A 26,742-nucleotide genomic window follows, 5' to 3' on the forward strand; every position below is an offset into this window, starting at 1 on the left:
CACCTCTGCTGCTCATAGCCTAGTCCCGCTAACAACAACTAAGCGATTTATGGGCTGGAGTGGCGTTGATGCTGAATCAGAACGAGTTCACTGGAAAAACCGTATTTGTCGCCGGCGGCACCAGCGGCATCAACCTCGGGATAGCCAAGGCCTTTGCTGCCGCCGGGGCGCGGGTGGCGGTGTTTAGTCGATCACCTGAACGGGTCGAGCGGGCGCTCACCAGCCTGCGCACTCTTGGCACAGACGTATTAGGTTTCTCGGGCGACGTTCGTGACATGAGTAGCGTCCAGCATGCCCTCTCCAGTACCAGCGAAGCCTGGGGCAGCATTGATGTGCTCTGCTCCGGCGCGGCCGGCAACTTTGTAGCGCCTGTAGCGCTGATGTCAGCGAATGGCTTCAAGAGCGTCATGGATATTGATCTGCTCGGCAGCTTCCATGTGCTGCGTGCGGCCTATCCCTTCCTGACCAAGCCAGGCGCTTCGATTATCAATATTTCCGCCCCCCAGGCATCCATCGCCACCCCCATGCAAGCCCACGTTTGCGCCGCCAAGGCCGGCGTCGACATGCTCACAAGGGTGTTGGCGATGGAGTGGGGACCAGAAGGCATACGCGTCAATTCCATTGTCCCTGGCCCCATTGACGGGACAGAGGGCATGGCGCGCCTGACACCTACACCCGAGTCGCGCCAAGCGGTCATTCGCAGTATTCCACTGCGCCGCTACGGCGATATTTCATCGGTAGCCAATGTCGCTCTGATGCTCAGTTCGGCTGTTTGCGATTACGTCACGGGCGTTGTGCTGCCGGTTGATGGCGGTGCTTCGCTGGCCGGTCCCGGGCTGTTTGGCGCCCCTGCGTAAGTCTGGCGAATGCCTTTTTATGCACACCCTAAACAGGTAAAAACAATGAAAAATGCAGCGGATTCCAGCTATAAACGCGCGCGAGCGCGCGGCGATCTTGAGGCAACGTTTGACGCCATTGTGATCGGCTCTGGTGCGGGTGGATTGACCGCCGCCGCGCTACTGGCACTCGATGGCAAGAAGGTACTGGTGCTTGAACGGCATGCGGTTATTGGTGGCTGCCTGCAGGTATTCAAGCGTCCCGGATTCGAGTGGGATGTAGGCCTTCACTATGTCGGCGAAGTGCATCGCTCAGGCACGCTACTGAGCCTGTTCAACAAGGTCACGCGTGGCGAGTTGAAGTGGCAGAAGATGCCAGACATCTACAACAAGATTGCTATTGGCAATGATGTTTTCGAGTACCACGCGGGCAGTGTCGCCTTTAAACAGCGGATGAAGGAATACTTTCCCGAAGAGGCGGACGCTATCGACTTCTACATTGAGTTGGTCAATGAGGCCAGCCGTCCTGCCGGCGAGTTTTTGGCGGCGCGGGCAATGTCTGGCGCCATGTTCGATAGGGCGTTCGATCATGTTGCGCCGCGCTTTATGCCGCTGGCCGAGAAAACCACACTGGAAGTACTGCGCTCAATCACCCGGAATGAGACCTTGATTGCCGTGCTTTGTGGCCATTTTGGTGATTACGCCAGTCTGCCGAGTGTCGCGTCGTTTGCAGCGCATGCCGCCGTTATCCGCCACTACCTGGATGGCGCAAGCTACCCCATCGGCGGTGCCCAGGTTATTGCCGAGCGGATCGCCGACACCATACGCAGTGCCGGCGGCATGGTGCTGGCAGGGGCCGATGTGGTGGCCGTTGTCGAGCACAGCGGTGCCGTGGTCGGTGTTCGGATGGCCGGGGGCGAAGTGCTTGAAGCCCCCCAGGTGATCAGCGCAATCGGTATTCGGCAGACGCTGAACATGCTCGACAGCGCAGATCCCGAAGTCGCGGCGATCAACGCCAAAATCCAGTCTATGCCAAGCACCCTGCCGGCAGTCGTGCTCAACCTGGGTCTGGACGCCTGTAATGCGGATATGGAAGTGGGGCCCGCCAACATTTGGATTCACAAGAGCGCCAGGCAAACAGAGGACTGGCAGTACTACACGGCGGATGCGGCGAACCGCCCAATGCCGCTGCATTTTATCTCGCAACCTTCAGCCAAAGATCCGACCTGGCTGGAGCGCTATCCTGGCCACAGCACGATGGATATCTGTAGCTTCACGGACTGGAACCTGTGGAAGCCGTTCACAGACACGCACTGGAAACGGCGTGGTGACGAGTATGAAACGCTCAAGGCAAAGCTCACCGAAGAAATGCTGGCCCAGGTCTACCGCTTCTATCCCAAGGCCCGCGGCCGCGTCGTACATGCGGAGTTGGCGACGCCCGTGAGTTTTAACGATTTTCTTGGCCGCACACGCGGTGATTTCATGTCGTTCGCGCCAACCCCGGAGCGTTATCAGCAGCGCTGGACCCGCGCTTTCAGCCCCGTAAAGGGTCTGTTTTTTAGCGGGCAGGATGTCGCCATGGGCGGTGTGAGTGGTGCGATGGTCGGTGGTTTACTGGCGGCCTCAGCAGCGCTTGGCCGAGATATGTTCCGCGAGTTGAAAGCGCTTGCTTGACGCCTCTAACCTGACCCTATTACCTGGAGAAAAGCATGATCAGAGTGACTGTTTCCTACCCGCCCCATGAGGCTTACCAGTTTAATCACGCGTATTACCAGAGTACCCATGCGCAATTGATCCGCGACAAGTTGACTGCCCATGGCTTGCTCAAGCTGGAAGTTGATCAAACGTTGGCTGACCGCAGCGCTAAGCTGCCAGCGAGCGTTGCAGCGGCGCACCTGTTCTTTAATGATATCGACAGTTTCAAAGCGGCAATGGCCGCTGAAGGCAAAGCACTTGGCGAAGACCGTGAAAACTACACTGATATCATCCCTGTTGTGGTCATGAGCCAGGTCATTGAGTAAGTGAGGGGCCGGGCTGAATCCAGTGCATAAACGGCCTAAGCCCCGGCACCCGATTACGGTTATGAAAAATCCCTTTTACCGTGACGGAGCTTGGTAACCTGGTGGGGCTAGACGTGAGTGTGTGCCTCAAGGGCAGCTTCGGCTGCCCTGTTCGTTTCAGACCAATCTGTTTTAAAAGGGGGCGCAATGGGCGTAACCGACTACGCCGCGTTCGTGGTGACGTTCGTGGTGCTGCTGATGATTCCGGGGCCGGGCAATCTGGCGTTGGTGCTCTCCACCGGCAAAGGTGGCGTGAGGGGCGGGTTGGCGTCGACGCTGGGGATCATGCTGGGTGATCAGGTGCTGTTGTGGCTGGCGCTGGCGGGTGTTGCGGCGTTGCTGGCGGCTTACCCAGCGGCGTTCAGTGCGGTGCAGTGGTTGGGCGCGGGCTATCTGGTCTGGCTCGGCGTGCGCATGCTGCTGGCCAAGCCTGGGGCTGCTGCGGTACTTGAGATCCGGCCGCGCGACTACTTCCGGCAGACCCTGTTGATCAGTGTGCTCAACCCCAAGGCCATCATTTTCTATATGGCCTTCTTCCCGCTGTTTATCGACCCCCAGCAGCATCAGGGCATGCTGACGTTCGGCTTTATGGCCGTGACCGTGGCCGTGTTGACCTTCCTCTATGGCCTGCTGGCGGTGTTGCTGACCCATCACCTGGCCACGCGCTTGCGCGCCAATCGCCGGGTCAGCCGTCTGCTTGAGCGCCTAGCGGGCGTATGTCTGCTCGGCTTTGGCGTGAAGTTGGCGCTGACGCGATAAACCAAAAAGGCTATGCCCCCAAACCGTGTTGCGGTCCTTGCAAACCCTAACGCAGCATTCGGGTGAGTCAGCGAGCACGCGGAGGAGCCCCGCCTCGGGGCGAATAGATTGTCGCGATCCAGTGGCTTCGGCGTTGCCCATGGCATTCGCCGCGGGGCGCGGCTCCTACGAAAAGCAGCGTCGCCGCGTAACACCGCATTGGGACATCGCCATAAATAAGAGGCTGAGATTCCCTGCGGCAACCGGACTCGCCGTCAGGCTCGTCTTTGTCAGGCTGAAAATGAGAAGATACCGCATTTGCAGCGCCCAATCGCTTGGGTGAAGACGCTCGGCACACAGCCGGGCAGTGGGGAGTTCGATGGCGTTTACCCGTAGACAGATACTGGCCGGCCTGGCTGGTTTAACCGTGGTCGGCCTGGGCGCCGGTGGCGCGCGCTATTGGCTGGGCCGCCCACTGGTGGCGGCCGAGTACGATTATCAGTTGATCGCCGCGCCGCTCGACCTGGAGCTGGTGCCCGGGCACACCACGCCGGCCTGGGCCTATGGCGGGCAGGCGCCGGGTACGGAGATTCGCGCCAAGCAGGGCGAATGGCTGCGTGTGCGCTTCATTAATAAGCTGGAGGTGCCGACCACTATTCACTGGCACGGCATCCGCCTGCCGTTGGAAATGGACGGCGTGCCCTACGTGTCGCAACTGCCGGTGTTGCCAGGCGAGTATTTCGACTATCAGTTCATCACCCCGGATGCCGGCAGCTACTGGTATCACCCGCATACCAGCAGCAGCGAGCAGCTCGGCCGTGGTCTGGTAGGTCCGCTGATTGTCGAGGAGCGCGTGGACACTGGTTTTGTCCATGAGCGCACGCTGTGCCTGAAAAGCTGGCATGTCGACGAGGCGGGCGCCTTTACCGAATTTATGGTGCCGCGCGAGGCGGCGCGTGAAGGTACGCGCGGGCGCTTGTCGACGATCAATGGCCAGCCGCTCCCCGAGTTGGCGCTGCCGGCGGGCCAGGTGGTGCGCTTGCGCCTGATCAACGTCGACAACACAGTGACCTATCGCCTCAACCTGCCGGGCGGTGACGCGCGCATCTATGCCCTGGATGGCAATCCGGTCGCGCCGCGGCCGTTGGGCAAGGAATACTGGCTCGGCCCCGGTATGCGTCTGGACCTGGCCCTGCGTGTGCCGGCTGCTGGCGAGACGTTGTCGCTGCGCAATGGCCCGATGCGTTTGGCGACCCTGGTCAGTGAGCCGAGCACTGCCGCGCCTACCGATTGGCCGCCGGCCTTGCCAGCCAATCCGGTGGCTGAGCCGGATCTGGCGCAGGCCGAGACGTTGCGCTTCAATTTCGAGTGGGCGGCCATGCTGGCGGATAACAGCAATGCGCCGGCGCGCTACTGGCAAATCAACGGGCAGGCCTGGGACATCAACGACAAGACCTGCGCCGATCGGCCTATCGCCACGCTCAAGCGCGATGGTCACTACATCTTCGTGCTGCGCAATATGGCCCAGTACCAGCACCCGATTCACCTGCACGGCATGACGTTCAAAGTGCTCGACTCCAACCGTCGGCGCATCGAGCCGTACTACACCGACACCTTCCTGCTCGGCAAAAACGAAACCGCGCGCATCGCCTTCGTCGCTGATAACCCGGGCGTGTGGATGTTCCATTGCCATGTCGTCGACCACATGGAAACCGGCCTGATGGCCGCCATCGAGGTGCTGTGATGCGCCAGCCGCTGATTGTCGACCGCAGCCGCGACACGCACTTTATGCAACTGGCCCTGGAGCAGGCGGCGCTGGGCGCGGCCCTGGGCGAGGTGCCCGTGGGTGCGGTGCTGGTGCATGGCGGCGATGTGGTCGGGCAGGGCTTCAATTGCCCGATCAGCACCCATGACCCCAGCGCCCATGCCGAGATGGTGGCAATCCGCGCCGCTGCCCAGGCGTTGGATAACTACCGTCTGCCCGGCAGCACTCTGTACGTGACATTGGAGCCTTGCAGCATGTGCGCCGGGTTGATCGTGCATGCGCGGGTGCAGCGGGTGGTGTACGGCGCGAGTGAACCTAAAGCAGGGGTGGCGCACAGTCGGGGCGAGTTCTTTGCTCAGGGCTTTCTCAACCACCGGGTGCTGGTCGAGGGCGGGGTGTTGGGCGAGGAGTGCGGTGCGGCGTTGAGTGCGTTCTTCAAGGCGCGGCGTGAGGCGCGCTGACGTTCGTCTTTTATGTGGGAGCGGCTTTAGCCGCGACGCCTGCAGGGTTTTAGCGATTTATCGCGAATAAATTCGCTCCTACTTGCTCGCTGCATACCTGTAGGAGCGAATTTATTCGCGATGCTTTCAGCGCGATCAAGGCCAATCGCGAATAAAGGTTGCGCGCACCCTTCGCTCCTACAGGCGCCCGGGTGGGGCATGAATAACCCCATTTCCTACAGCGGCGGGGTGTCCTGCTGGGGCTTCTCGGGGTTGACGCCTGGCATGTGCAGGCCGCTTTCTGCCACTTGGTCGCCTTCGAGCTGGGGCTGGGTGACCCAGGTGAGGATGTCGTAGTAGCGGCGGATGTTGCGTACAAAATGCACCGGCTCGCCGCCACGAGCATAGCCATAGCGGGTTTTGCTGTACCACTGTTTCTGCGACAGGCGCGGCAGAATCTTCTGTACATCCAGCCACTTGTTCGGGTCCAGGCCTTCGGCTTCGGTGAGCTTGCGCGCATCTTCCAGGTGGCCGCCGCCAACGTTATAGGCTGCCAGGGCGAACCAGGTGCGGTCGGGCTCCTGAATGCTCTCGGGCAGTTGTTCTTTGACATAGACGATGTACTTGGCGCCGCCGTCGATGCTCTGCTTGGGGTTCAGGCGGTCCGACACACCCATGGCCTGGGCGGTGCGCAGCGTCAGCATCATCAGGCCGCGCACACCGGTCTTGGAGGTGGCGCCGGGTTGCCAGAGTGATTCCTGATAGCCCATGGCGGCGAGCAGTCGCCAATCCAGATTATTGGCCTGGGCGGCTTGGCGGAAATGTTTCTCGTAGCGCGGCAGGCGCTGCTGCAGGTGCTGGGCGAAGGTGTAGGCGCCGACATAGCCGAGCACGTCGACGTGGCCATAATAGCGGTCCTTCAGGCGCTGTAGGCTGCCGTTTTCCTGGGCGCGCTCAAGAAAGCTGTTTATCGCCTGTAGCAAGCTGGCGTCCTCGCCCGGCGCCACAGCCCAGGCCAGGTGTTGGGCATCACCCAGGTCGAAGGCCACGCGCACATTGGGGAAGTACACCTGGTTCATGGCCAGCTCGTTGGAGTCGACCAGGGTCAGGTCGATTTGGCCTTCATCAACCATGCGCAAGAGGTCGACCACTTCCACGGCCGACGACTCTTCATAATTGAGTTCCGGCTGTTGCACCTTCAAGGCGGCGAGTTGTTCAGCGTGGCTGCTGCCCCTGAGCACCATGATGCGCTTGCCGATCAGGTCTTCGACGCGGGTCGGTCGGCGCTGGCCGTTGCGGTAGATGATCTGCGGGGTGACGTCCAGGTAGGGCGTGGAGAACCGCGCCATGCTACGACGTCCTTCACTTTCAACCAGGCCGGCCGCGGCCAATGCAGGGCCGCCTTCCTTGCCCAGGCTGCTGAACAGTTCGTTGAGGTTGTCGGCGGTCTGGATTTGCAGCTCGACGCCCAGGTCGTCGGCAAAGCGTTTGACCAGTTCGTACTCGAAGCCGGTTTCGCCGTTGCGGTCCTGGAAATAAGTTGCCGGGCTGTTGCGAGTGATCACGCGCAGTACACCCTCCGCCTGTACGCGTTCGAGTGCGCTGGGTTCTTCAGCGCAGCCACCGAGCAGCAGGAGGATTCCGATCGCTGATAGCCAGCAGGCCGAGCGCTTGCGGAACGCAGATTGGGCAAACATCAGCGCAGTATACGCAAAGCCACTGACGCGCCATATCTCGACAGCGGGGCGCTTCTCTGCTAGCGAATGGCGCGCACACGGGTCGTCCGCTGCAGGTGCCGTCAACTCGCGCTTTAGGCTAGAATACGCGGCCTCAAAGTACACCCCCTTCCCAGAGGCTGTCCCCGATGTTGATCCTGCGCGGCGCTCCCGCCCTTTCTGCTTTTCGCCACGGTAAATTGCTTGAGCAACTGACCGGCAAAGTTCCCGCTGTGACTGGCCTGTATGCCGAGTTCGCGCATTTTGCCGAGGTTACCGGTGTGCTCAGCGCCGATGAAGAGCAGGTGTTGGCCCGGCTGCTGAAGTACGGCCCCAGCGTGCCGGTGCAGGAGCCCAGCGGGCGTCTGTTCCTTACTCTGCCGCGTTTCGGCACCATCTCGCCCTGGTCGAGCAAGGCCAGTGACATCGCCCGCAACTGCGGTCTGGCGAAGATCCAGCGCCTGGAGCGCGGTATCGCCTATTACGTCACCGGCGAGCTGGATGATGCCCAGACGGCGCAAGTCGCGCAGTTGCTGCACGACCGCATGACTCAGGTGGTGCTCAGCCAACTGGAAGGCGCCGCAGAGCTGTTCAGCCATGCCGAGCCCAAGCCGCTGACCGCGATTGATATCCTCGGTGGCGGTCGCGCCGCGCTGGAACAGGCCAACACCGAGCTGGGTCTGGCCCTGGCCGAAGACGAAATCGATTACCTGGTCAGCGCGTTCCAGGGCCTGAAGCGCAACCCGCACGACATCGAACTGATGATGTTCGCCCAGGCCAACTCCGAGCACTGCCGCCACAAGATCTTCAATGCCAGCTGGGACATCGACGGCGAGAGCCAAGAAAAGTCGCTGTTCGGCATGATCAAGAACACCTACCAGATGCACAGCGAGAACGTGTTGTCCGCTTATAAGGACAACGCCTCGGTGATCGTCGGTCACAGCGCCGGGCGCTTCTTCCCTAATTCTGAAACCCGCCAGTACGGCGCGGTGCAGGAGCCGGTGCACATCCTGATGAAGGTGGAAACCCACAACCACCCGACGGCGATTTCTCCGTTCTCCGGCGCGTCCACCGGTTCTGGCGGCGAGATTCGCGACGAAGGCGCCACCGGCCGCGGCGCCAAGCCGAAGGCTGGCCTGACCGGTTTCACCGTTTCCAACCTGAACATCCCAGGCTTCGAACAGCCGTGGGAAAAGGCCTATGGCAAGCCCGAGCGTATCGTCACGCCGCTGGACATCATGATCGAAGGCCCGCTGGGCGGCGCCGCGTTCAACAACGAATTCGGTCGTCCGGCGCTGACCGGCTACTTCCGCACCTTCGAGCAATCGATCAGCACGCCCCATGGCGACGAAGTGCGCGGCTACCACAAGCCGATCATGCTCGCTGGCGGCATGGGCAACATCCGTGAAGACCACGTGCAAAAAGCCGAAATCACCGTTGGCGCCAAGCTGATCGTGCTCGGCGGCCCGGCCATGCTCATTGGTCTGGGCGGCGGCGCCGCTTCGTCGGTGGCCACCGGTGCCAGTTCGGCGGACCTGGATTTCGCCTCGGTACAGCGCGAAAACCCGGAAATGGAACGCCGCTGCCAGGAGGTCATCGACCGTTGCTGGCAACTGGGCGACGCCAACCCGATTGCCTTCATTCATGACGTCGGCGCCGGTGGCATCTCCAACGCCTTCCCAGAACTGGTCAACGATGGTAGCCGCGGTGGCCGCTTCGAGCTGCGCAACGTGCCCAACGACGAACCGGGCATGGCCCCGCACGAGATCTGGAGCAACGAGTCCCAGGAGCGTTATGTACTGGCCGTCAGCGCCAAGGATTTCGAGCGCTTCCAGGCCATCTGTGAGCGCGAGCGCTGCCCGTTCGCGGTCGTCGGTGAAGCCACCGAAGAGCCGCAACTGACCGTTACCGACAGCCATTTCGGCAACACGCCTGTGGACATGCCGCTCGAAGTGCTGCTCGGCAAGCCGCCGCGCATGCACCGCTCGGTGACCCGTGAAGCCGAGTTGGGCGATGACTTCGACGCCACGGCGCTGCCCCTGGCCGAGGCTGTCGGCCGCGTGCTGCATCACCCCGCTGTGGCCAGCAAGAGCTTTTTGATCACCATCGGTGACCGCACCATTACCGGCCTGGTCGCCCGCGACCAGATGGTCGGCCCCTGGCAGGTACCGGTGGCCGACTGCGCTGTGACCGCCACCAGCTTCGACGTCTACACCGGCGAAGCCATGGCCATGGGCGAGCGCACGCCGCTGGCATTGCTCGATGCTGCCGCCTCCGGGCGCATGGCCATCGGCGAAACCCTGACCAACATCGCCGCCTCGCGTATCGAGAAAATCTCCGACATCAAACTGTCGGCCAACTGGATGGCCGCTGCCGGCCACCCAGGCGAAGACGCGCGCCTGTACGACACGGTCAAGGCCGTGGGCATGGAACTGTGCCCGGCCCTGGGGATCACCATCCCGGTGGGCAAGGACTCGATGTCGATGAAAACCCGCTGGCAGGATGACGGCGTCGACAAGAGCGTCACCTCGCCGCTGTCGCTGATCGTCACCGGCTTTGCCCCAGTCACTGATATTCGCAGCACCCTGACCCCGCAACTGCGCATGGACAAGGGCGAAACCGACCTGATCCTGATCGACCTCGGTCGTGGCCAGAACCGCCTCGGTGCTTCGATTCTTGCTCAGGTGTACGGCAAGCTTGGCAAGCAGGCGCCGGATGTCGATGACGCTGAAGACCTCAAGGCGTTCTTCGCCGTGATTCAGGGCCTCAACGCCGATGGTCGTCTGCTCGCTTACCACGACCGCTCCGATGGCGGCCTGCTGGTGACCGTGCTGGAAATGGCCTTTGCCGGGCACTGCGGCCTCAACCTGAGCCTTGATGCCCTGGCGGATAACGTCAGCGAATTGCCGGCCGTGCTGTTCAACGAAGAGCTGGGCGCGGTGATCCAGGTGCATCAGGATGCCACCGCCGAAGTGCTGTCGCAGTTCAGCGCGGCCGGCCTGGCCGATTGCGTGTCGGTTATCGGCCAGCCGCTGAACAACGGTGATGTGTCGATTCGCTTCCACGAGCAAGTGGTATTCAGCGACCAGCGGCGTCTGCTGCAGCGTCAGTGGGCGGAAACCAGCTACCAGGTGCAGCGCCTGCGCGACAACGTCAAATGCGCCGAGCAGGAGTTCGATGCGCTGCTCGAAGAAGACAACCCGGGCCTGAGCATCAAGCTGGGCTTCGACGTCAACGAAGACATCGCCGCGCCCTACATCAAGAAGGGCGTGCGGCCGAAAGTGGCGGTGCTGCGCGAGCAGGGCGTCAACGGCCAGGTGGAAATGGCAGCAGCGTTCGACCGCGCCGGTTTCAGCGCGATCGACGTGCACATGAGCGACATCCTCAGTGGCCGCGTCAGCCTGGACGAGTTCAAGGGCCTGGTCGCCTGCGGCGGCTTCTCCTACGGCGACGTGCTGGGTGCCGGCGAAGGCTGGGCCAAGTCGATCCTGTTCAACGCCCGCGCCCGTGACGGTTTCCAGGCGTTCTTCGAGCGCAAGGACAGCTTCGCCCTCGGTGTGTGCAACGGCTGCCAGATGATGAGCAACCTGCATGAGCTGATTCCGGGCAGCGAGTTCTGGCCGCACTTCGTGCGTAACCGCTCGGAGCAGTTCGAGGCACGGGTGGCCATGGTTCAGGTGCAAGAATCGGCCTCGATTCTGCTGCGGGGCATGGCCGGTTCGCGCATGCCAATCGCCATCGCCCACGGCGAAGGCCATGCCGAGTTCGAGAGCGAAGAAGCCCTGCTCGAAGCCGACCTGTCCGGCACTGTGGCCATGCGTTTTATCGACAACCACGGCAAGGTCACCGAGGCCTACCCGGCCAACCCCAACGGCTCGCCGCGCGGGATCACCGGCCTGACCAGCCGCGACGGCCGCGTGACCATCATGATGCCGCACCCGGAGCGGGTGTACCGCGCTGTGCAGAACTCCTGGAAGCCAGACGAGTGGCAGGAAGACGGCGCCTGGTTGCGCATGTTCCGCAACGCCCGCGTCTGGGTGGACTGACCGCTTGAGCGTGCGGCCATGACCGATGGCCCCGCGCTCATGCTGCCTGAGGTACGCCAGGTCGAACCTGGCGTACCACTGCTGCTCTGCCGCTGTGGGCATTCGCCCAACCTGCCTGATTGCTTAGAGGGTTGTACACAGGGCCTGACGCTGCTGCCGCCAAGGCGTATGCAACTGATCCTGTGCCGCTGCGGGCACTCCAGACAATTGCCTTATTGCGATGGCCGGCACCAATCCGTCGCTGCCAAAGGTTGGTCGCTGCGCCGCTTTCTGCGGGGCTGAATCCCTTTCATCTGCCAGGGTCTAGTGTCCATAGGCCAATGTGCCTGGCGCTTGCTGACGTCTGTGAGGATGACGATGTACAAATTCTGCTTCTATGTTCCCGACTCCCACCTGGAGGTCGTCAAAACGGCGGTGTTCGCCACCGGCGCTGGCCGTCTGGGCGGCTACGACCAGTGCTGCTGGCAGGTGGCGGGGCAGGGACAGTTTCGGCCGTTGCCGGGTAGCCAGCCGTTTATTGGCGAAGCGCAGGTGCTGGAGCATGTCGCGGAGTGGAAGGTCGAGCTGGTGGTGGCCGACGAGCTTATCCATGACGCGGTCAAGGCACTCAAGCGCAGCCATCCTTATGAAACCCCGGCGTTCGAGGTGTGGCGGCTGTCTGATCTGACGTTCTAGCCTAGTGGCGCTAGGCTCTAGTCGGGCCCTTCGTTGCAGATAGGGACCTATCATTTCGTTATGTTCTGCGCGGCAACGATGCTTTCTGTAGGAGCCGCGCCCCGCGGCGAATGCCATGGGCACAGCCGATTTTGCGCAATGGCTGCAATCGATTCGCCCCGAGGCGGGGCTCTTACGCGTGTTCGGGGGTTCACACAGGCGCTGCAGGGCTACAACAGCCAGTTGGGGCATGGCCTATTACGTGTGTCGCGACCCTAGCGCGGCTCCGCGTGCCCGGCCGGTACGGGATTGGCGGGTTTGAGGGCGCTGTAGAGGTGTCGCTCGAACTGCTCGACGATGGCCGGCCAGCCTTGTCGGGCGGCGTGCTGGCGCGCGTTGAGGCGCACGCGGCGCAGGGTTTCCGGGGTTTCCAGAAGCCAGCCGGCGGCCTCGATAAATTCCTCGGCATCAGCGCTGCTGGCCAGTGCACCGTTGTGGCCATGGCGGATGTGCTGGGCCGCTGCGGCCTGATCGTAGGCCACCACGCCGAGGCCGCTGGCCAGTGCCTCAAGCACCACGTTGCCGAAGGTCTCCGACAGGCTGGGAAAGAGGAACAGATCGGCGGAGGCATAGTGGCTGGCCAGGGCATCGCCGCGTTGCACGCCGGCAAAGTGTGCCTCCGGCACCTGGGCTTGCAGCCAGGCGCGCTGTGGACCATCCCCCACCAGAATCAGGCGCAGCTGGCGCTGCGGGTAACGCTGCTGCAGGGCGCGAAAGCAGGTTACCAGCAGGCCAAGGTTTTTCTCGGCTGCCAGGCGCCCGACATGCACCACGGCAATCGCCTGTTCGTCCAGGCCCCAGTGCGCACGCAGCGCGGCCGAGCGCCGAGACGGGTGGAACAGCTGGCTGTCGACCCCGCGGGCCATCAGCGCCAGGCGCTCGAAGCCGCGTCGGGTCAGCTCCAGATGCTGGCTGGCGCTGGGCACCAGGGTGACCTGGGTGCGGCTGTGAAACCAGCGCAGGTACTGGGTCATCAAGCGGGTCAGCAGGCTCAGGCCATAGTGCCCGGTGTAATGCTGGAAGTTGGTATGAAAACCACTGACCACCGGAATCCCCAGGCGCCGCGCGGCGCGCAGGGCAGACAGCCCGAGCGGGCCTTCAGTGGCGATATAGAGCACATCCGGGCGCTGCCGGCGCCAGTGGCGCAGCAGCGTATGCATCGACGATTGGCCCCATTGCAGCCCCGGATAACCCGGCAACGGCCAGCCGCGGGTAAGCAACTGGTCATCGCTGCGCAGTGGCAGTTCCTGGCCCTGGCGTGGACGCACCAGTTGCACGCGGTGCTGGCGAGCACGCAAGCCTGTCACCAGGTGGGCCAGGGTGTTGGCGACGCCGTTGACTTCCGGCGCGTAGGTTTCGCTGATCAAAGCGACGAACAGGGGGGCTTGATTCATATGGGTCACTGTGCGCCTGGCCAGTGTAGGCCGCGTGACACTTATGTTGCGTTTGCATGACCGTCGGTTGCCGGCCCAGGCGGTTTGCCGTTTGAGCTGGAAAAGTGCAAATCCGGGTGGGTGACCGGTTCCTTGCGCAGGCGCTTGATGTCATCGAAGTAGTCCATCGACATCAGCCAGGGCTCCCAATAGCCTTGCCGCGGGACGCTGTCCAAGGCGCGTTGCACGTAACCGGCGGCAAAATCCAGCAAGGGACGGGTGGGTAGATTGGCAGGCGGTTTGGCGCAGCAAACGCTGTATTGGTGCGCCTCCATGTGCGCCAGCAGGCGGCAGAAGTGCTCGCACAGCAGGCTGACCTTGAGGGTCCAGGAGGCATTGGTGTAACCCAGGGCGAAGGCGAAGTTGGGCACCTCTGAGAGCATCATGCCCTTGTAGGCCACCTTGTCCTTCCAGATCACAGGTTGCCTGTCGACGCTGAGCTGGATGCCACCAAATAGCTGCACATCGAGGCCGGTGGCGGTCACGATGATATCGGCCTCCAGGGTCTTACCTGATTGCAGGGTGATGCCGGTCTCCGTGAAGGTGGCGATCTGCTCGGTGACGATGGAGGCCGACTCGTCGCGCAGGGCCTTGAACAGATCACCATCGGGGATCAGGCACAGGCGCTGGTCCCAGGGTTGATAGGGCGGGTTGAAGTGCTCGTCTACGGGATAGGCAGCGGGCAACGCCCGGCGTGTCAGGTAGTGGATCAGCCGCCGCGCCGCCGTCGGGAAGCGGCGGCAGAAACGCCAGAACAGCAGGGCCAGGCGGGCATTCTTGTAGCGGCTCAGGCGATAGGCGGGCATGGCCGGCAGCACTTTGCGCAGCCACAGCGCGACACGGTCCTGGGCCGGTTGGCTGAGCACGTACGAGGGCGTGCGTTGCAGCAGGGTGACATGGCCGGCGGTCTTTGCCAGGGTCGGCACCAGTGTTACGGCGGTTGCGCCGCTGCCGATCACGACAATGCGTTTGCCGGCGTAGTCGAGCTCGGCGGGCCACTGTTGCGGGTGGATCACTGGCCCGCTAAAACGCGAGATGCCTGGAAATGACGGTGTATAGCCGGCTTCGTAGCGGTAGTAGCCGGCGGCGCTGAACAGCCAGCGACAACTCAGGCTGCGTTGCTCGCGGGTCGCCAGGTCCTCGACGATCACCTCCCAGCAGGCCCGCTCGCTGCACCAGTTGGCACTCTGTACGCGTTGGCCGTAGCGGATATGGCGTGTGAGTTGATATTCCACCGTGGTTTCGCGCAGGTAGCGCAGGATCGAGGCCGCATCAGCGATGGCGTTGTCACCCGTCCATGGCTTGAAAGCGAAGCCGAAGGTATACAGGTCGGAGTCCGAGCGAATGCCTGGGTAACGGAACAGGTCCCAGGTGCCGCCCAGGTCCTCGCGCGCTTCGAGAATCTGGTAGCGCGTGTTGGGGCGCAGGCGTTCGAGGTAGCAGGCCATGCCGATCCCGGAGATTCCGGCACCGACAATCAGCATATCCAGAGTTTCGTCCGCGGCGTGGGCGGTCATGGTGTGTCCCGCAGATTGAGGGCATGAGTTGCAGTGAAGCGGCTGAACACGCCGCTCGTCAACCGCGCTCGCGCACCCAGAACAGCGTCGCACCCGCCACCGCCGCTGGCATCATCAGTACGTTCAGGCCGGGTACCAGCAGGGCCAGGTAGGTGGCGCCACCAAAGCCCAGGCTCTGCCAGCGCTTCTCCCGAAGCCAGGCGAGCATGTCTTGCCAGCTCATCTTGTTGTTGTCTGCGGGGTAATCGATGTATTGGATGGCCATCATCCAGATACCGAACAGCACCCACAGCGGTGCGGCGATCAGGTTGACCACTGGAATGAACGAGAGAATCAGCAAGCCCAGGGCGCGCGGCAGAAAGTAGCCGAGCTTGCGCATTTCGCGGCCCAGGGTGCGCGGCACCATGGCGATCAGTTCTCGCCAACTGAATGGGGGAGAGACGTCTTCGCCGCGCACCACCGTCTCGACCTTTTCCGCGAGAAAGCCGTTGAACGGCGCGGCGATGATGGTTGCCAGCAGGGTGAAGGTGAAGAACACCATCAGCAGTACCAGCACCACGAACAGCGGCCACAGCAGGTATTCGAGAAACGCCAGCCAGGTTGGCAGTGTGGGCATAAAGGTGTCGACCCAGCCGCCGAACTGCTGCATCGCGACACTGATGATCCCGATAAACAGCACCAGATTGATGGTCAGCGGCAGCAGGACGAACAGCCGCAGGCCAGGGCTGAGCACCAGTTTCAGGCCTTCACCGAGGTATTGTGGGCCGGTCAGGACGGGGGCGGGCATAGGGAGCTCCAAGGAAGTAATGGCGCGATCATACCGGCTTTGCGGGAGGCCTTCATGACACCGCTGTGGCGAGCCATAGGGTGCCTCTATGTCACGCATTGGTAATGGGTATTTCCGTTGTGCAAAGGGCCTGCGTAGGCTTGCCGGCATTCGACAGCCGTTTCCCGGGACGTTCCGCATGCATGCCTTCCCCAGGCTTTGGTGCGTCCCCTTTTATTCAACGCCGGCCCGCGCCGGCAGGAGTTGTACATGTCTGCTGCACGCCATGCTCGGGTCATCATTCTGGGGTCTGGGCCGGCCGGGTACAGCGCCGCTGTGTATGCCGCTCGCGCTAATCTCAAACCGCTGCTGATCACCGGCTTGCAGGCCGGTGGTCAACTGACCACGACCACCGAGGTGGATAACTGGCCGGGTGACGCCCATGGGCTCACCGGGCCGGCGCTGATGGAGCGCATGCAGGCCCATGCCGAGCGCTTCGAGACCGAGGTCATCTTCGACCATATCAACGCGGTGGACCTGGCCGGCAAGCCGTTTACCCTGGTCGGTGACAACGCCACCTATAGCTGTGATGCCTTGATCATCGCCACCGGTGCCAGTGCGCGCTACCTGGGTCTGTCCAGTGAGGAGCGGTTTATGGGCAAGGGTGTTTCGGCCTGCGCGACTTGCGATGGGTTCTTCTATCGCAATCGCGAAGTGGCCGTGGTCGGGGGCGGTAATACCGCAGTGGAGGAAGCGCTGTACCTGGCCAACATCGCCAGCAAGGTCACCCTGGTGCACCGTCGTGGCAGTTTCCGGGCAGAGAAGATTCTGCAAAACAAACTGCAGGCACGGGTGGCAGAGGGCAAGATCGTGCTCAGGCTGCATGCCGAAGTGGATGAGGTGCTGGGCAATGACATGGGCGTCACCGGTGTGCGTATCCGCTACAAGGATGACCGGCTGGAAGACCTCAAGGTCGACGGGCTGTTCGTCGCCATCGGCCATACCCCCAATACGGCACTGTTCGAAGGGCAGCTGACGCTCAAGGATGGCTACCTGGTGGTCAATGGCGGGCGCGATGGCAATGCCACTGCGACCAATATCCCCGGTGTATTCGCAGCCGGCGATGTGGCCGACTCGGTCTACCGTCAGGCGATCACCTCGGCAGGCGCTGGCTGCATGGCCGCGTTGGATGTGGAGCGCTATCTCGACGGCCTGTAACGCTTGCACAGGGCTTTACTTGGTAAACAGGTGGTCCCGGGTGTCGCTTCGCTCGACCCAGGCTACGGTTGCCTCGAGACGCCGTAGGGTGCGCTGTGCGCACCGGCTTTTGACGGCACCTGTCCCAAAGCATTCGGCAGCCATCCATAAAAACGCCGCAGGTCCAGTGTTGGGCCTGCGGCGTTTTTGTGTTCGGGGCTGGTGTCAGGCTTTGGCGCGCAGCGGTGCTTGTTCGAACTGCACGGCCGCCAGGCCATGTTGCATCAGTGCGCGAATATTGGCGTGGTCGCTCCCTTCGGGTGTAGCCAGGACACTGCGGTAGTGCTCGCCAAAGCACTGCAGGGTTTCTTCCAGGCTCAGGCCTTCGAGCAGGGCCAGGCCCAGGGTCTTGCACGAGCCTTCATTCTGTCCGGCGTCACTGGCCACTGGGCCATTGCGAAAAGCGCTCGACTGATAATCGTAATGCGCGGCAACGAACGCCAGGGTTTCGGCGAAAGCGAACGCTGGGTCACCGAGGCGGGCGCGAAACTGCTGCAGGGCACTCATGCCTTGTTGCCCTTGGCGAATGCGGCCTGCTGCTCGGGCGTGGCTTCACGCTGATATTTGCTCTTCCATTCGCTGTAGGGCATGCCGTAGATGACTTCGCGGGCCTCGTCCGGGCTGACGCTCAGGTCGAGGTCGTCGGCGGCGGCCTTGTACCATTTCGACAGGCAATTACGGCAGAAACCCGTCAGGTTCATCATGTCGATGTTCTGCACGTCGGGCCGACTGCGCAGGTGCTGCACCAGGCTGCGGAAGGCGGCGGCTTCGAGTTCGAGGCGTTCTTGGTCGGTCATGGTAATGCTCGTTCAGGTCAGTCTGGATGGCGCGCGGGGCCGTATGGCCGCTGGCGCGATCATACCGTGCTCGCCGAACCGGGCACAGCACCGCGTCTGGCTCAGTCGCGGTGTCCGGCTAGGGTGATCGACACCGATTCGGCAAAGCGCAGGGCGTGGGGCTTGTCGACTTCCACTTCGGCATAACGCACGGCCGTGTGGTCCATGACCAGGTCGAGGATTTCCTGGGTCAGGCGTTCGAGCAGGGCGAAGCGATTGCCTTCGACGTGCTGAATGATCGCCTTGGTGATGGTGCGGTAGTTGAGTGCGTGATCGATGTCGTTATCGCGCACCGCGTCGACAGCCGGATACAGGATGGTCAGGTTGATCAACACGTCCTGCTTGTTGTTGATCTCCTCTTCCTTAATGCCGATGAAGGTGCGCAGGCGCAGGTCCTTGACCCGAATCCGCGCCATTCCAGGTTCCAGTCTGGGCATGCTTACTTACCCCGTCCGATCAGTTGCAGGAATTCATGGCGAGTGTTGCACGACTCGCGGAAGGCGCCGAGCATGACCGAGGAGGTCATCACCGAGTTCTGCTTCTCCACGCCACGCATCATCATGCACATGTGCTTGGCTTCGACCACCACGGCAACGCCGGCGGCGTTGGTTACCTGCTGGATGGCATCGGCAATCTGCTTGGTGAGGTTCTCCTGGATCTGCAGGCGGCGGGCGAACATGTCGACGATGCGCGCCACCTTGGACAGGCCCAGGACCTTGCCGGTCGGGATGTAGGCCACGTGGGCCTTGCCGATAAAGGGCAGCATGTGGTGCTCGCACAGCGAGTACAGTTCGATGTCGCGCACGATCACCATCTCATCGTTGTCCGACTCGAACAGCGCGCCGTTGACGATCTGCTCCAGGGTCTGCTGGTAGCCATGGCAGAGGTACTGCATCGCTTTCGCCGCCCGCTTGGGCGTGTCGAGTAGCCCCTCACGCTCGGGATTTTCACCCAGGCCAAGCAGGATCTCGCGGTAGTGGCCAGACAGTTGTTCGCTCATTTTATTTTCCTCGCGGGCCAGCCTCACTTGAGGTGGCGGCCGCCGTTGACAGTTAAGGTGGTGCCGGTGACGTACGGGCTATCGAGCAAATAGCGCAGGCTCTGATAGATGACCTCGGGGCCGGGCTCGATGCCCAATGCAGATTTTTCGAGGGTCTTGGCGCGGTAAGCCGCGTCATCCTCGGGGTTGAACATGATCAGTGCCGGGGCAATGCCGTTGACCTTGATCTGCGGCGCGAGGCGCGCGGCGAACGACAGTGTCAGGCTGTCCAGACCAGCTTTACTGGCGCAGTAGGCCGGGCGCTTGGCGCTGCCTTTGCGCGCGACGTCGTCGCTGATATGGACGATGTCGGCCGGGCCGCCGTGGCGCAGCAGCTCGCTGCAATGCAGGTTGATTAAATATGGCGCGAGCATGTGCACGGTGAACAGGCGGGTGAAGGCCGCAGCTTCTTCACCGGGCGCCTCGCTCAGCCAGTCGGATGCGTTGTGCACGATGGCGCGCAGGCGGCTGGTGTGCTGCTTGAGTGTGTCGATAAACGCCAGAATGCTGGCTTCGTCATTGAAGTCGGCTTGCAGAGCCAGGGCGCCTCGTTCACACAGCGCCTCGATGCCGTCACGCTCCCGGCGATAGGTCACGATCACCGGCTGACCTTCGTCCAGCAGGCGCTGGGCGCAATGCAGGCCGACACGCTGGCTGGCACCGGTAATCAGAATGGGAGCGGGAGGCAGGCTCATGACAGGCTCGGCTGCAGAAAAAGGGTGGGTCCAGCAACGCCGCGCCGGATACCTGACCAGTAACACGCGGCGTCGACTGAACCGGGATTAAAGTTATACCAGTCATGGGGTTTGTACAACCATTGCTCGTGTAAGGTTAATCTATGGCTTCTGTAGAATTAGGCTATTTCATTGACTCTTATGGCATTTTTAGTGCTTTTGCTGGTGGTGGAAAAGGTGTATTTATGCTGTACATCTTTAATTCTTGTACAGCTTTGGAGGCTTTATGACACGGCTGCAACTGATGCTGGCGAGGTGGCAGGGGCGGATTGCGCGTGTGGAGGTTCGCTCCCTGCGCTGCAGTGGCTACGCCGCACAGGTGTACCTGGCTGACGGCAGGCGTGAGGTGTTTGCCGCTGCTGGTGGGGCGTTGTGGACGAGCCTGCCACTGCTCAAGGCGCGCTTGCGCCGCTGCGGTGTGCGCGAGGTGCTGCTGTTACAGCCCGAGAGTCACGACGAAATCATCGGTCGGCCTGCGCTGCAGCAGGCCGATCCGGGGTTGCGACTGCCTCTGTCCTAGGTGTTTTAGAGGTTCCGCCGCACGCCGCGCTGCCGTGAAAAGCTTCGCCCCGAGGCGGGGCTCCTACATGGAGACTGGCGTGGCGCGCTTTCTTGTGGGAGCCGCGCCTCGCGGCGAATGGTGGTCGCAACGCAGGCCTTATTCATCGGCGCGACATGCGGCGCCAGACCTTAGCCTTTGTGCAGTGCGGGGCGGCTGCGCACTGTGGTTTGGCGCGAGGCAAGCAGCCAGGGCGCCAACAGGCGAGTGGACAGTGGGATAAACAGGTAGGTCATCAGTGGGGTCAGCGCCAGGGTACTGAGCAGTACGCGGACGACCAACGGCAAATCGTTCAGCCAGCCGCCAAACAGCAGGTTGAAGGCCAGGGACACTGGAAAGAACGCCAGCCAGATCGCCACGCTTTGTTTCCAGCGCGGTGGTTGTCGATGAGCAGCGCCAAACCAGGCATCAAGCCCTACCGCACGGTGCTCGTGGGGTTGCGCGAACAGGCCGCTGCCGCGCTCGAGCCAGGCGCTGCGCGAGGCCGAGTGCTCCCAGGCCGCCATGGTGTCGGCATCGGTAAAGCGGAATATGATCTGGAATTCATCATCGCCAGGCGGGGGCGCCAGAACGCCGGAGCCCAGATAACCGGGAAAGTCGGTGGCCAGGCGTTCGCCTTCATGCAGCCAGGCGAGCAGGTCGTGATAGCGGCCGCTGGCGACGCGGCGCGCCACCATAAGGGTGACGGGTTCTGCAGACATTGTGTATCTCCAAAGGCCAGGCGCGCGCCGGGGTGGGGCATGCGCTTCACGCCGCTCGGGATGGTGAGCGACGCGTTTATACAGGCAAGGATTATTCCGGTTTTACCGAAAAGCGCCAGCCCCGCGAAAAGCAGTAAGTGTCAGGTCAAGGCCAGGTTAGGTGGGAGGGGGCGGGCGCCGCTCGGCCCTTCCCACAGAAAGCGATAGATTATTCGTGGCACGGCGCTATGGGCGCATCAGCAGTCGCGTTTGCCGTTCGTCCCAGGCTTGATCGCGCAGCGTTTTGCACCGTCTGGGTGCGGCAGCCAGTTAAGGTGCGGCCGGGCGAGGCAGAACAGGCGATAGCCCAGCTCGAAAAGAGGGCGCAGCGGCTTCCAGGTCAGCGGCGCGGCCCAACGGCCAAGCCCGGCTGCGCGCCAGCTCCAGAGCGTGGCATCAAGGCCGGTGACCCACTGGCCGTCGGCAAAGCGTGCGTGCAAGAGATCTTGCAGTGCTTGCTGGGTGACACCGATGGCGCTTGCTTCGAAGGGCGGCAGGCTGATGTCGATCAGCGTTAGGCGATCACTGCCGGCGGCATGCTGGCGCAGTAGGCGTATCTCCCGTGCGCACAACGGGCAGTCACCGTCGTAGTAGAGCGTCAGGGGCCAAACGGGCTTGATCTTCATTGTCTAATTACCTGTACATGTTTTGTACAATGTATGGCGCTTGAGCCTGCGTTACAATGCGTCACGCATTTCATCTGATGATCCCGCCGCCTATGTCCAGTCTCGTTGGTGCTTCGTCCGTGGTTTCGAGTGCCCTCAAACAGGAAGAACTGTTTCCCATTCGCGAGGTTTCGCGCCTGACCGGAGTCAATCCGGTGACGTTGCGTGCCTGGGAGCGTCGTTACGGCTTGATCCAGCCGACCCGTACCGAAAGTGGGCATCGCCTCTATTCTCTGGCGGATATCGAGTCTGTGCGCAGCATCCTGGCGTGGATCGAGCGGGGAGTGGCGGTCAGCAAGGTGGGCAAGATCCTCGCCAAAAGTGCGACCAAGGTGCCGACTTCACCGGTGTACGAGGAAGTCACCGCGGGTGAGTGGGCCGAATGGCAAACCCAGCTGCGCCAGGCTATTGCCGCGTTCGACGATGTGCGCCTGGAGCGGCTGTATGGCCAGGTGTTCTCCAGCTATCCCCTGGTGGTGGTGTTTCAGGACATTCTCATGCCGTTGTGGCAGGAGCTGCTGATCCGTCAGGATGAGTTCGGGCAGACCAGCGAATGGCTGTTTTTCGATGCATTCCTGCGTGCTCGCACTCTGCAGCGCCTGCAAATCGGCCGTGTGCAGGCTGAAGAACGAGTGCTCTTGGCAGCGCTGCCGGGCCATTGCCGCGAGCTGGAACTGCTGGTAGCTGGCTTGTTGATGAGCAGTTCCGAAGTGGCGGTGAGCGCGCTCGGTCTCGGTCAGCCCCTGGAGGAGCTGGCGCTGGTCTGCGAAAAGGTGCAGCCCCAGGCCCTGGTGCTGTTTTCCAATCAGCCGCCGGCCGAGGACATGCCGCGTGTACTGGCCCGTTTGGCGCTGGCGCTGGACTGCCCGCTGGTGATTGCCGGCGATGGTTCCGATTTGCTGGAAGAAAGCGTTAGCGGCTCTCCGATTGCCTGCCTGGGTAATGAAGGGCGACTGATGCAACGCCGCTTGCAGCAGTTTCTCGCCGGCCATCTCGATACCTGAAGTCCGTTAACTGTGGTCTGTCGTACCCATTGCAGCGAGCTGCAGTGTGCGTTCGGCTGCGCGTGTATTCCGTCGGATGTTGGAGATACTTGTACGGCTTGTACAAAAAAGATTGCAAAGCTCCCTGGTTAGCTATACAAAAGCTGTACATAGCAGCTCGTTGTATAGATAGCGCCTACCAGGAACGTACTCATGTCTCATTATCGTGCTCCGCTTCGTGATATGCGTTTCGTCTTCGACGAAGTGTTGAATGCTTATGCCACCTTGCAGTCGCTGCCTAGTCAGCGCGAGTTCGGAAACGATCTCGGTGGCGCCATTTTGGAAGAGGCAGCCAAGCTCGCAGAAAACGTGCTGGCGCCACTAAACGGTCCCGGTGACAAGCAGGGCTGCCGTTATGACCCGCAGTCCCATTCAGTCAAAGCACCGGACGGTTTCCGTGAGGCCTACAAGCAGTTCGCCGAAGGTGGCTGGACGGCACTGGCGTGCAGCACCGAATTCGGCGGCCAGGGCTTGCCCCATGTACTGAACATGATGGTCGAGGAGATGGTGTGTTCGGCCAACCTGTCACTCGGCATGTACCCAGGCCTGACCCACGGTGCAATCAACGCACTGACTGCCCACGGCACGCCGGAGTTGCAGACCCGCCACCTGCCCAAGCTGATCAGCGGGGAATGGACCGGCACCATGTGCCTGACCGAGCCGCAATGTGGCACTGACCTGGGGCTGATCCGCACGCGTGCGGTTCCTCAGGCAGATGGTAGCTACGCCATCAGCGGCACCAAGATCTGGATCACTGGCGGCGAGCACGATCTGGTCGACAACATTCTCCATCTCGTACTGGCCAAGCTGCCGGATGCGCCGGATAGCGTGAAAGGCATTTCTCTGTTTCTGGTGCCCAAGGTGCTCGATGATGGCAGCCGCAACCCGGCGTTCTGCGGCGGTCTGGAACACAAGATGGGCATCAAGGGCTCCGCCACCTGTGTAATGAATTTCGAGGGCGCCCAGGGCTGGTTGGTCGGCGAGGTCAATAAGGGCCTGCGCTGCATGTTCACCATGATGAACTCCGCGCGGCTGATGGTCGGTATGCAAGGCCTGGGTCTGGCCGAGACGGCGTATCAGATCAGCTTGGGTTTTGCCCGCGAGCGCCTGCAGAGCCGTTCATTGTCTGGCCCCAAGGCGCCCGATAAACCGGCTGACCCGATTACCGTGCACCCTGACGTGCGGCGCAACCTGCTGCGTCAGAAGGTGATGATCGAAGGTGGGCGTGCCTTGGCCTACTTTACCGGTCTGCACGAAGACGTTGCCCATGATCATGAGGACCCACAAGAGCGTGAGCGCGCCGATGACCTGGTGCAACTGCTCACCCCGGTGGTCAAGGCATTCCTCACCGACGAAGGCTTCAATTGCGCCAACGATGGTCTCCAGGTGCTCGGCGGCTCAGGCTATACCGAGGACTGGGGCATCGAACAACTGGTCCGTGACGCGCGCATCACCCGTATTTACGAAGGCACCAATGGCATCCAGGCGCTCGATCTTGTAGGGCGCAAGCTGGCTCTGGGTGGTGGCCGTGCCGTGCGCAATTACTTCGCCCTGATCGAAGGTTGGCTCAAGGCCAACCCGGATTCAGCCCACGGCGAGAAGCTAGGTGCGGCGCTCAAGCAGTTGCAACAAGCGACGCTATGGGTCGCCAGCGAGGGGATGAAAGACCCCGAGCAAGCGGGCGCGGCGGCAACGCCTTACCTGCGTCTATTCGCCCTGACCAGCCTGGCCTGGATGTGGGCGCGTATGGCGGCGGTGGCCCAGGCACGTTTGAGCGAGGGCAGCAGCGAAACCGCGTTCTATGGCGCCAAGCTCAAATCAGCCGACTTCTTTATGGCCCGCGTACTGACCGAGACCGACAGCCTGCTGGCTGAGGTCAAGGCCGGCAAGGCGACCCTGATGGCATTCAGCGACGAGGAGTTCGCTTAACGACTGCGCAATCCGGTAGCCATGCTCTCGAGCATTTTTCGGCTGCCGGATCTTTTTATTCCCCAAAGGGAGTTCAGTCCCTGCAAGCTTGACCCGCCAACTGGCGGGTCTTTTTTTTGTCTTAGGGTCTGTTGACGTATCGTTCGCGGCTCGCGACGAAACGTCGACAGACCCTAGCGGTGGTGGGCTTGCGGGTAGCGTTGGCGATGCTGCTGGTAGATGAACTGCTGCAGCTGTTCGCGGGCTGGTGCATCCAGCGGCGCAAGGCGGTAGGCCACGCGGCCGCCGGTGGCTTTGCGGATCAGGTAACCCTGTACGTCAACCAGGTGTTGTTCGCCAAGCTTGAGGGCGAGGGTGAAGCGGCGCGGTGCGGTTTCTATCGCGCGGCCGCGCACTTCTACCAGAGCGCCATTGAGCGACAGCTCATGCACCCAGAGCCCGCTGGCGTGGCCAAGGCTGTCGCACAGCGCAATAGGGCTATCGAGGGTCAGGCGCCAGGGGCGTTCGGTGGAGCCCTGTTCGAAGATCTGCGGAGTGCCCAAAGCCAGGTGCTGGCCGTGGTTAGCGTCTTCAGTCAGATGCGGGGTGAAGGTCAGGCGCTGATCTTCGAAATGCGCCTCGATGGTCAGCTGTTCATTGGCAGCGCAATGGGCCAGTAACTCGGTGACCTGACGCCCGGCATCCACTTGCAGCCCCGCTGCGGGCGCTTGCGGCGCCTCACGTTGCTGGGTGCGCGAACTCAAGTGCTGGATAAAGTCCAGTTCGTCCTGGGTGAGAAGGGTTTGAGTCTGCATGGTCGATTCTGCACGCAAGTAGGGCTAGAACCTGTGTGACCATTGCAGTTGAGATTCGTTTTGCGAAAGGTTCAGCCGTTCGTCCGTAATTGCGCGAGTTCGGCCTGCAGGGCTGCAACTTCGGCTTCCAGTTCGATGACCCGTTGCTGGGCTTCGACCTGTTCGGTGACGTTCTTCTGGATGCCAATGTAATAGGTCAGTTGATCGCCCTCGTTGAACACCGGGGTGATCGATAGCTCGTTCCAGAACGGGCTGCCATCCTTGCGGTAGTTGCGGATGATCTGCCGGCACGGAGCGTTGTTCTTTACCGCCTCGCGAATCGCGTCCAGGCCTGCCTGGTTGCGGTCACCGGCCTGGAGAAAGCGACAATCCTGATAAAGGATGTCTTCACTGGCGTAGCCGGTGAGTTTCTCGAACGCGGCGTTGGCGTAGATCAGGATGTTGTCGTCGCCCTCTTGCTCGGCAACCACGATACCGTCATTCGAGGCGTTGACCACCAGCTGCAATAATTTGGCGTTGATCATTAGGTGATATCCCAGTCCGAGTCGCTGCATTCTAAAACATCCGGGCGCACTGTCTACTTGCGGCATAATGCCCGGCGATTTCTCTATGTTGCGGAGTAGTTCATGAAAGTCGCCATCCTGTCCGGTTCTGTCTATGGCACGGCCGAAGAGGTTGCCCGCCATGCTCAGGGCTTGTTGAATGCCGCCGGTTTCCAAGCCTGGCATGACCCGCGTGCCGATCTTGCCGCCCTGCAGGCATTCGCGCCCGAGGCCTTTCTGGTGGTGACCTCGACCACCGGTATGGGCGAGCTGCCGGATAATCTGCAGCCGCTCTACCACAGTATTCGCGACCTGCTGCCCGGCTGGTCCGGCCTGCCTGGCGCCGTGCTGGCGCTGGGCGACTCCAGCTACGGCGATACCTTTTGTGGCGGTGGTGAGCTGGTTCGTGAGTTATACGCGGAACTGGGCATCCGCGAGGTCGTGCCCATGCTACGCCTGGACAGCAGCGAAAGCGTGACCCCGGAAAGCGATGCCGAGCCCTGGCTTGATGAACTGATCAGCGCCCTGCGCGGCTGATCGTATCCGGGCGGTGAATGGCCGCCACTCAACGTGA

At 62.0% G+C, this 26,742-nt stretch carries 28 protein-coding genes; 15 read left to right on the forward strand and 13 right to left on the reverse strand.

The window, feature by feature from the left end:
• The first annotated feature begins 68 nt into the window (after window positions 1-68).
• The 6 genes from BMW49_RS07745 (at window position 69) to tadA (ending at window position 5,860) form a co-directional block, all read left to right on the forward strand.
• Window positions 69-857, forward strand: coding sequence for an SDR family oxidoreductase (locus tag BMW49_RS07745; protein ID WP_069517630.1), 789 nt, complete (start codon window positions 69-71; stop codon window positions 855-857).
• Between the two features lie 45 nt (window positions 858-902).
• Window positions 903-2,510, forward strand: coding sequence for a phytoene desaturase family protein (locus BMW49_RS07750; RefSeq protein WP_069517628.1), 1,608 nt, complete (start codon window positions 903-905; stop codon window positions 2,508-2,510).
• A 35-nt stretch (window positions 2,511-2,545) separates the two neighbouring features.
• Window positions 2,546-2,857 carry an EthD family reductase gene (locus BMW49_RS07755; RefSeq protein WP_069517626.1) on the forward strand — a complete coding sequence of 104 codons (312 nt, stop codon included), beginning with the start codon at window positions 2,546-2,548 and terminating at the stop codon, window positions 2,855-2,857.
• A 186-nt stretch (window positions 2,858-3,043) separates the two neighbouring features.
• Entirely contained in the window at window positions 3,044-3,655 is a 612-nt protein-coding gene (locus BMW49_RS07760; protein WP_069517624.1) for a LysE family translocator, read from the forward strand.
• A gap of 358 nt (window positions 3,656-4,013) precedes the next feature.
• The gene (locus BMW49_RS07765; protein ID WP_069517622.1) at window positions 4,014-5,378 is read left to right on the forward strand and encodes a multicopper oxidase family protein; all 1,365 of its coding nucleotides are present in this window, start codon (window positions 4,014-4,016) and stop codon (window positions 5,376-5,378) included.
• Window positions 5,378-5,860, forward strand: coding sequence for a tRNA adenosine(34) deaminase TadA (gene tadA / locus BMW49_RS07770; RefSeq protein WP_069517620.1), 483 nt, complete (start codon window positions 5,378-5,380; stop codon window positions 5,858-5,860). The genes BMW49_RS07765 and tadA overlap by 1 nt, the downstream gene beginning before the upstream one ends.
• A 215-nt stretch (window positions 5,861-6,075) precedes the next feature.
• Here the strand turns inward: tadA and mltF are convergent, their stop codons facing one another.
• The gene (gene mltF, locus BMW49_RS07775; protein WP_069517618.1) at window positions 6,076-7,536 is read right to left on the reverse strand and encodes a membrane-bound lytic murein transglycosylase MltF; all 1,461 of its coding nucleotides are present in this window, start codon (window positions 7,534-7,536) and stop codon (window positions 6,076-6,078) included.
• Between the two features lie 167 nt (window positions 7,537-7,703).
• Between mltF and purL the strand changes: the two genes are divergently transcribed.
• The 3 genes from purL to BMW49_RS07790 all read left to right on the forward strand — a co-directional run bounded on the left by purL (window position 7,704) and on the right by BMW49_RS07790 (window position 12,275).
• Complete coding sequence (gene purL / locus BMW49_RS07780) at window positions 7,704-11,600, forward strand: phosphoribosylformylglycinamidine synthase (protein WP_069517616.1); 3,897 nt, start codon at window positions 7,704-7,706, stop codon at window positions 11,598-11,600.
• 168 nt (window positions 11,601-11,768) lie between these two features.
• Entirely contained in the window at window positions 11,769-11,882 is a 114-nt protein-coding gene (locus BMW49_RS25085) for a CDGSH iron-sulfur domain-containing protein (protein WP_244168318.1), read from the forward strand.
• Between the two features lie 75 nt (window positions 11,883-11,957).
• Entirely contained in the window at window positions 11,958-12,275 is a 318-nt protein-coding gene (locus tag BMW49_RS07790) for a YqfO family protein (RefSeq protein WP_069517613.1), read from the forward strand.
• Between the two features lie 254 nt (window positions 12,276-12,529).
• Here the strand turns inward: BMW49_RS07790 and BMW49_RS07795 are convergent, their stop codons facing one another.
• Genes BMW49_RS07795 through cysZ form a run of 3 tightly spaced genes read right to left on the reverse strand, consistent with a single transcriptional unit; the run spans window position 12,530 to window position 16,051 of the window.
• Entirely contained in the window at window positions 12,530-13,708 is a 1,179-nt protein-coding gene (locus BMW49_RS07795) for a glycosyltransferase family 4 protein (RefSeq protein ID WP_069517611.1), read from the reverse strand.
• A 41-nt stretch (window positions 13,709-13,749) separates the two neighbouring features.
• Window positions 13,750-15,264, reverse strand: coding sequence for a flavin-containing monooxygenase (locus BMW49_RS07800; protein WP_069517609.1), 1,515 nt, complete (start codon window positions 15,262-15,264; stop codon window positions 13,750-13,752).
• 58 nt (window positions 15,265-15,322) lie between these two features.
• Window positions 15,323-16,051, reverse strand: a complete 729-nt coding sequence (gene cysZ, locus BMW49_RS07805; protein ID WP_069517607.1) for a sulfate transporter CysZ — start codon at window positions 16,049-16,051, stop codon at window positions 15,323-15,325.
• 249 nt (window positions 16,052-16,300) lie between these two features.
• On the opposite strand from cysZ, the gene trxB reads away from it, so the two are divergent.
• Window positions 16,301-17,248 (forward strand): thioredoxin-disulfide reductase, encoded by a 948-nt coding sequence (gene trxB / locus BMW49_RS07810; protein ID WP_069517605.1) that lies wholly within the window; start codon window positions 16,301-16,303, stop codon window positions 17,246-17,248.
• 204 nt (window positions 17,249-17,452) lie between these two features.
• Here the strand turns inward: trxB and BMW49_RS07815 are convergent, their stop codons facing one another.
• The 5 genes from BMW49_RS07815 to folM all read right to left on the reverse strand — a co-directional run bounded on the left by BMW49_RS07815 (window position 17,453) and on the right by folM (window position 19,851).
• Complete coding sequence (locus BMW49_RS07815) at window positions 17,453-17,794, reverse strand: HopJ type III effector protein (RefSeq protein WP_069517603.1); 342 nt, start codon at window positions 17,792-17,794, stop codon at window positions 17,453-17,455.
• Entirely contained in the window at window positions 17,791-18,084 is a 294-nt protein-coding gene (locus tag BMW49_RS07820) for a DUF1244 domain-containing protein (protein WP_069517601.1), read from the reverse strand. Before BMW49_RS07820 ends, BMW49_RS07815 begins: the two co-directional genes overlap by 4 nt.
• A 101-nt stretch (window positions 18,085-18,185) precedes the next feature.
• Window positions 18,186-18,560, reverse strand: a complete 375-nt coding sequence (gene folX / locus BMW49_RS07825) for a dihydroneopterin triphosphate 2'-epimerase (protein WP_069517599.1) — start codon at window positions 18,558-18,560, stop codon at window positions 18,186-18,188.
• A 2-nt stretch (window positions 18,561-18,562) separates the two neighbouring features.
• Window positions 18,563-19,123, reverse strand: coding sequence for a GTP cyclohydrolase I FolE (gene folE, locus BMW49_RS07830; RefSeq protein ID WP_069517597.1), 561 nt, complete (start codon window positions 19,121-19,123; stop codon window positions 18,563-18,565).
• Window positions 19,124-19,146: 23 nt separating this feature from the next.
• Window positions 19,147-19,851, reverse strand: coding sequence for a dihydromonapterin reductase (gene folM / locus BMW49_RS07835; protein WP_167362790.1), 705 nt, complete (start codon window positions 19,849-19,851; stop codon window positions 19,147-19,149).
• 149 nt (window positions 19,852-20,000) lie between these two features.
• Here folM and BMW49_RS25315 point away from each other — a divergent pair, with 149 nt between their 5' ends.
• Complete coding sequence (locus BMW49_RS25315; protein ID WP_256539885.1) at window positions 20,001-20,126, forward strand: hypothetical protein; 126 nt, start codon at window positions 20,001-20,003, stop codon at window positions 20,124-20,126.
• On the forward strand, window positions 20,123-20,416 hold the full coding sequence (locus tag BMW49_RS07840; RefSeq protein ID WP_090390895.1) for a DUF6482 family protein: 294 nt from the start codon (window positions 20,123-20,125) through the stop codon (window positions 20,414-20,416). Before BMW49_RS25315 ends, BMW49_RS07840 begins: the two co-directional genes overlap by 4 nt.
• Before the next feature lie 170 nt (window positions 20,417-20,586).
• Here BMW49_RS07840 and BMW49_RS07845 read toward each other — a convergent pair whose 3' ends face one another.
• Window positions 20,587-21,156 carry an antibiotic biosynthesis monooxygenase gene (locus tag BMW49_RS07845; protein ID WP_069517593.1) on the reverse strand — a complete coding sequence of 190 codons (570 nt, stop codon included), beginning with the start codon at window positions 21,154-21,156 and terminating at the stop codon, window positions 20,587-20,589.
• A 236-nt stretch (window positions 21,157-21,392) separates the two neighbouring features.
• The gene (locus BMW49_RS07850; protein ID WP_083251693.1) at window positions 21,393-21,821 is read right to left on the reverse strand and encodes a thiol-disulfide oxidoreductase DCC family protein; all 429 of its coding nucleotides are present in this window, start codon (window positions 21,819-21,821) and stop codon (window positions 21,393-21,395) included.
• A gap of 92 nt (window positions 21,822-21,913) precedes the next feature.
• On the opposite strand from BMW49_RS07850, the gene BMW49_RS07855 reads away from it, so the two are divergent.
• Window positions 21,914-22,864, forward strand: a complete 951-nt coding sequence (locus tag BMW49_RS07855) for a MerR family transcriptional regulator (protein WP_069517784.1) — start codon at window positions 21,914-21,916, stop codon at window positions 22,862-22,864.
• 192 nt (window positions 22,865-23,056) lie between these two features.
• Window positions 23,057-24,832, forward strand: a complete 1,776-nt coding sequence (locus tag BMW49_RS07860) for an acyl-CoA dehydrogenase C-terminal domain-containing protein (protein WP_069517591.1) — start codon at window positions 23,057-23,059, stop codon at window positions 24,830-24,832.
• A gap of 173 nt (window positions 24,833-25,005) precedes the next feature.
• Here the strand turns inward: BMW49_RS07860 and BMW49_RS07865 are convergent, their stop codons facing one another.
• Both BMW49_RS07865 and BMW49_RS07870 read right to left on the reverse strand, forming a co-directional pair.
• Window positions 25,006-25,626, reverse strand: coding sequence for a PilZ domain-containing protein (locus BMW49_RS07865; protein WP_069517589.1), 621 nt, complete (start codon window positions 25,624-25,626; stop codon window positions 25,006-25,008).
• Window positions 25,627-25,697: 71 nt separating this feature from the next.
• Window positions 25,698-26,150 (reverse strand): PAS domain-containing protein, encoded by a 453-nt coding sequence (locus tag BMW49_RS07870; protein WP_069517587.1) that lies wholly within the window; start codon window positions 26,148-26,150, stop codon window positions 25,698-25,700.
• Window positions 26,151-26,252: 102 nt separating this feature from the next.
• Here BMW49_RS07870 and BMW49_RS07875 point away from each other — a divergent pair, with 102 nt between their 5' ends.
• Window positions 26,253-26,705, forward strand: coding sequence for a flavodoxin (locus tag BMW49_RS07875; RefSeq protein WP_069517584.1), 453 nt, complete (start codon window positions 26,253-26,255; stop codon window positions 26,703-26,705).
• The last annotated feature ends 37 nt before the right edge of the window (window positions 26,706-26,742 follow it).

The sequence above is a fragment of the Pseudomonas cuatrocienegasensis genome (assembly GCF_900110925.1).
GTDB lineage: Bacteria > Pseudomonadota > Gammaproteobacteria > Pseudomonadales > Pseudomonadaceae > Aquipseudomonas > Aquipseudomonas cuatrocienegasensis.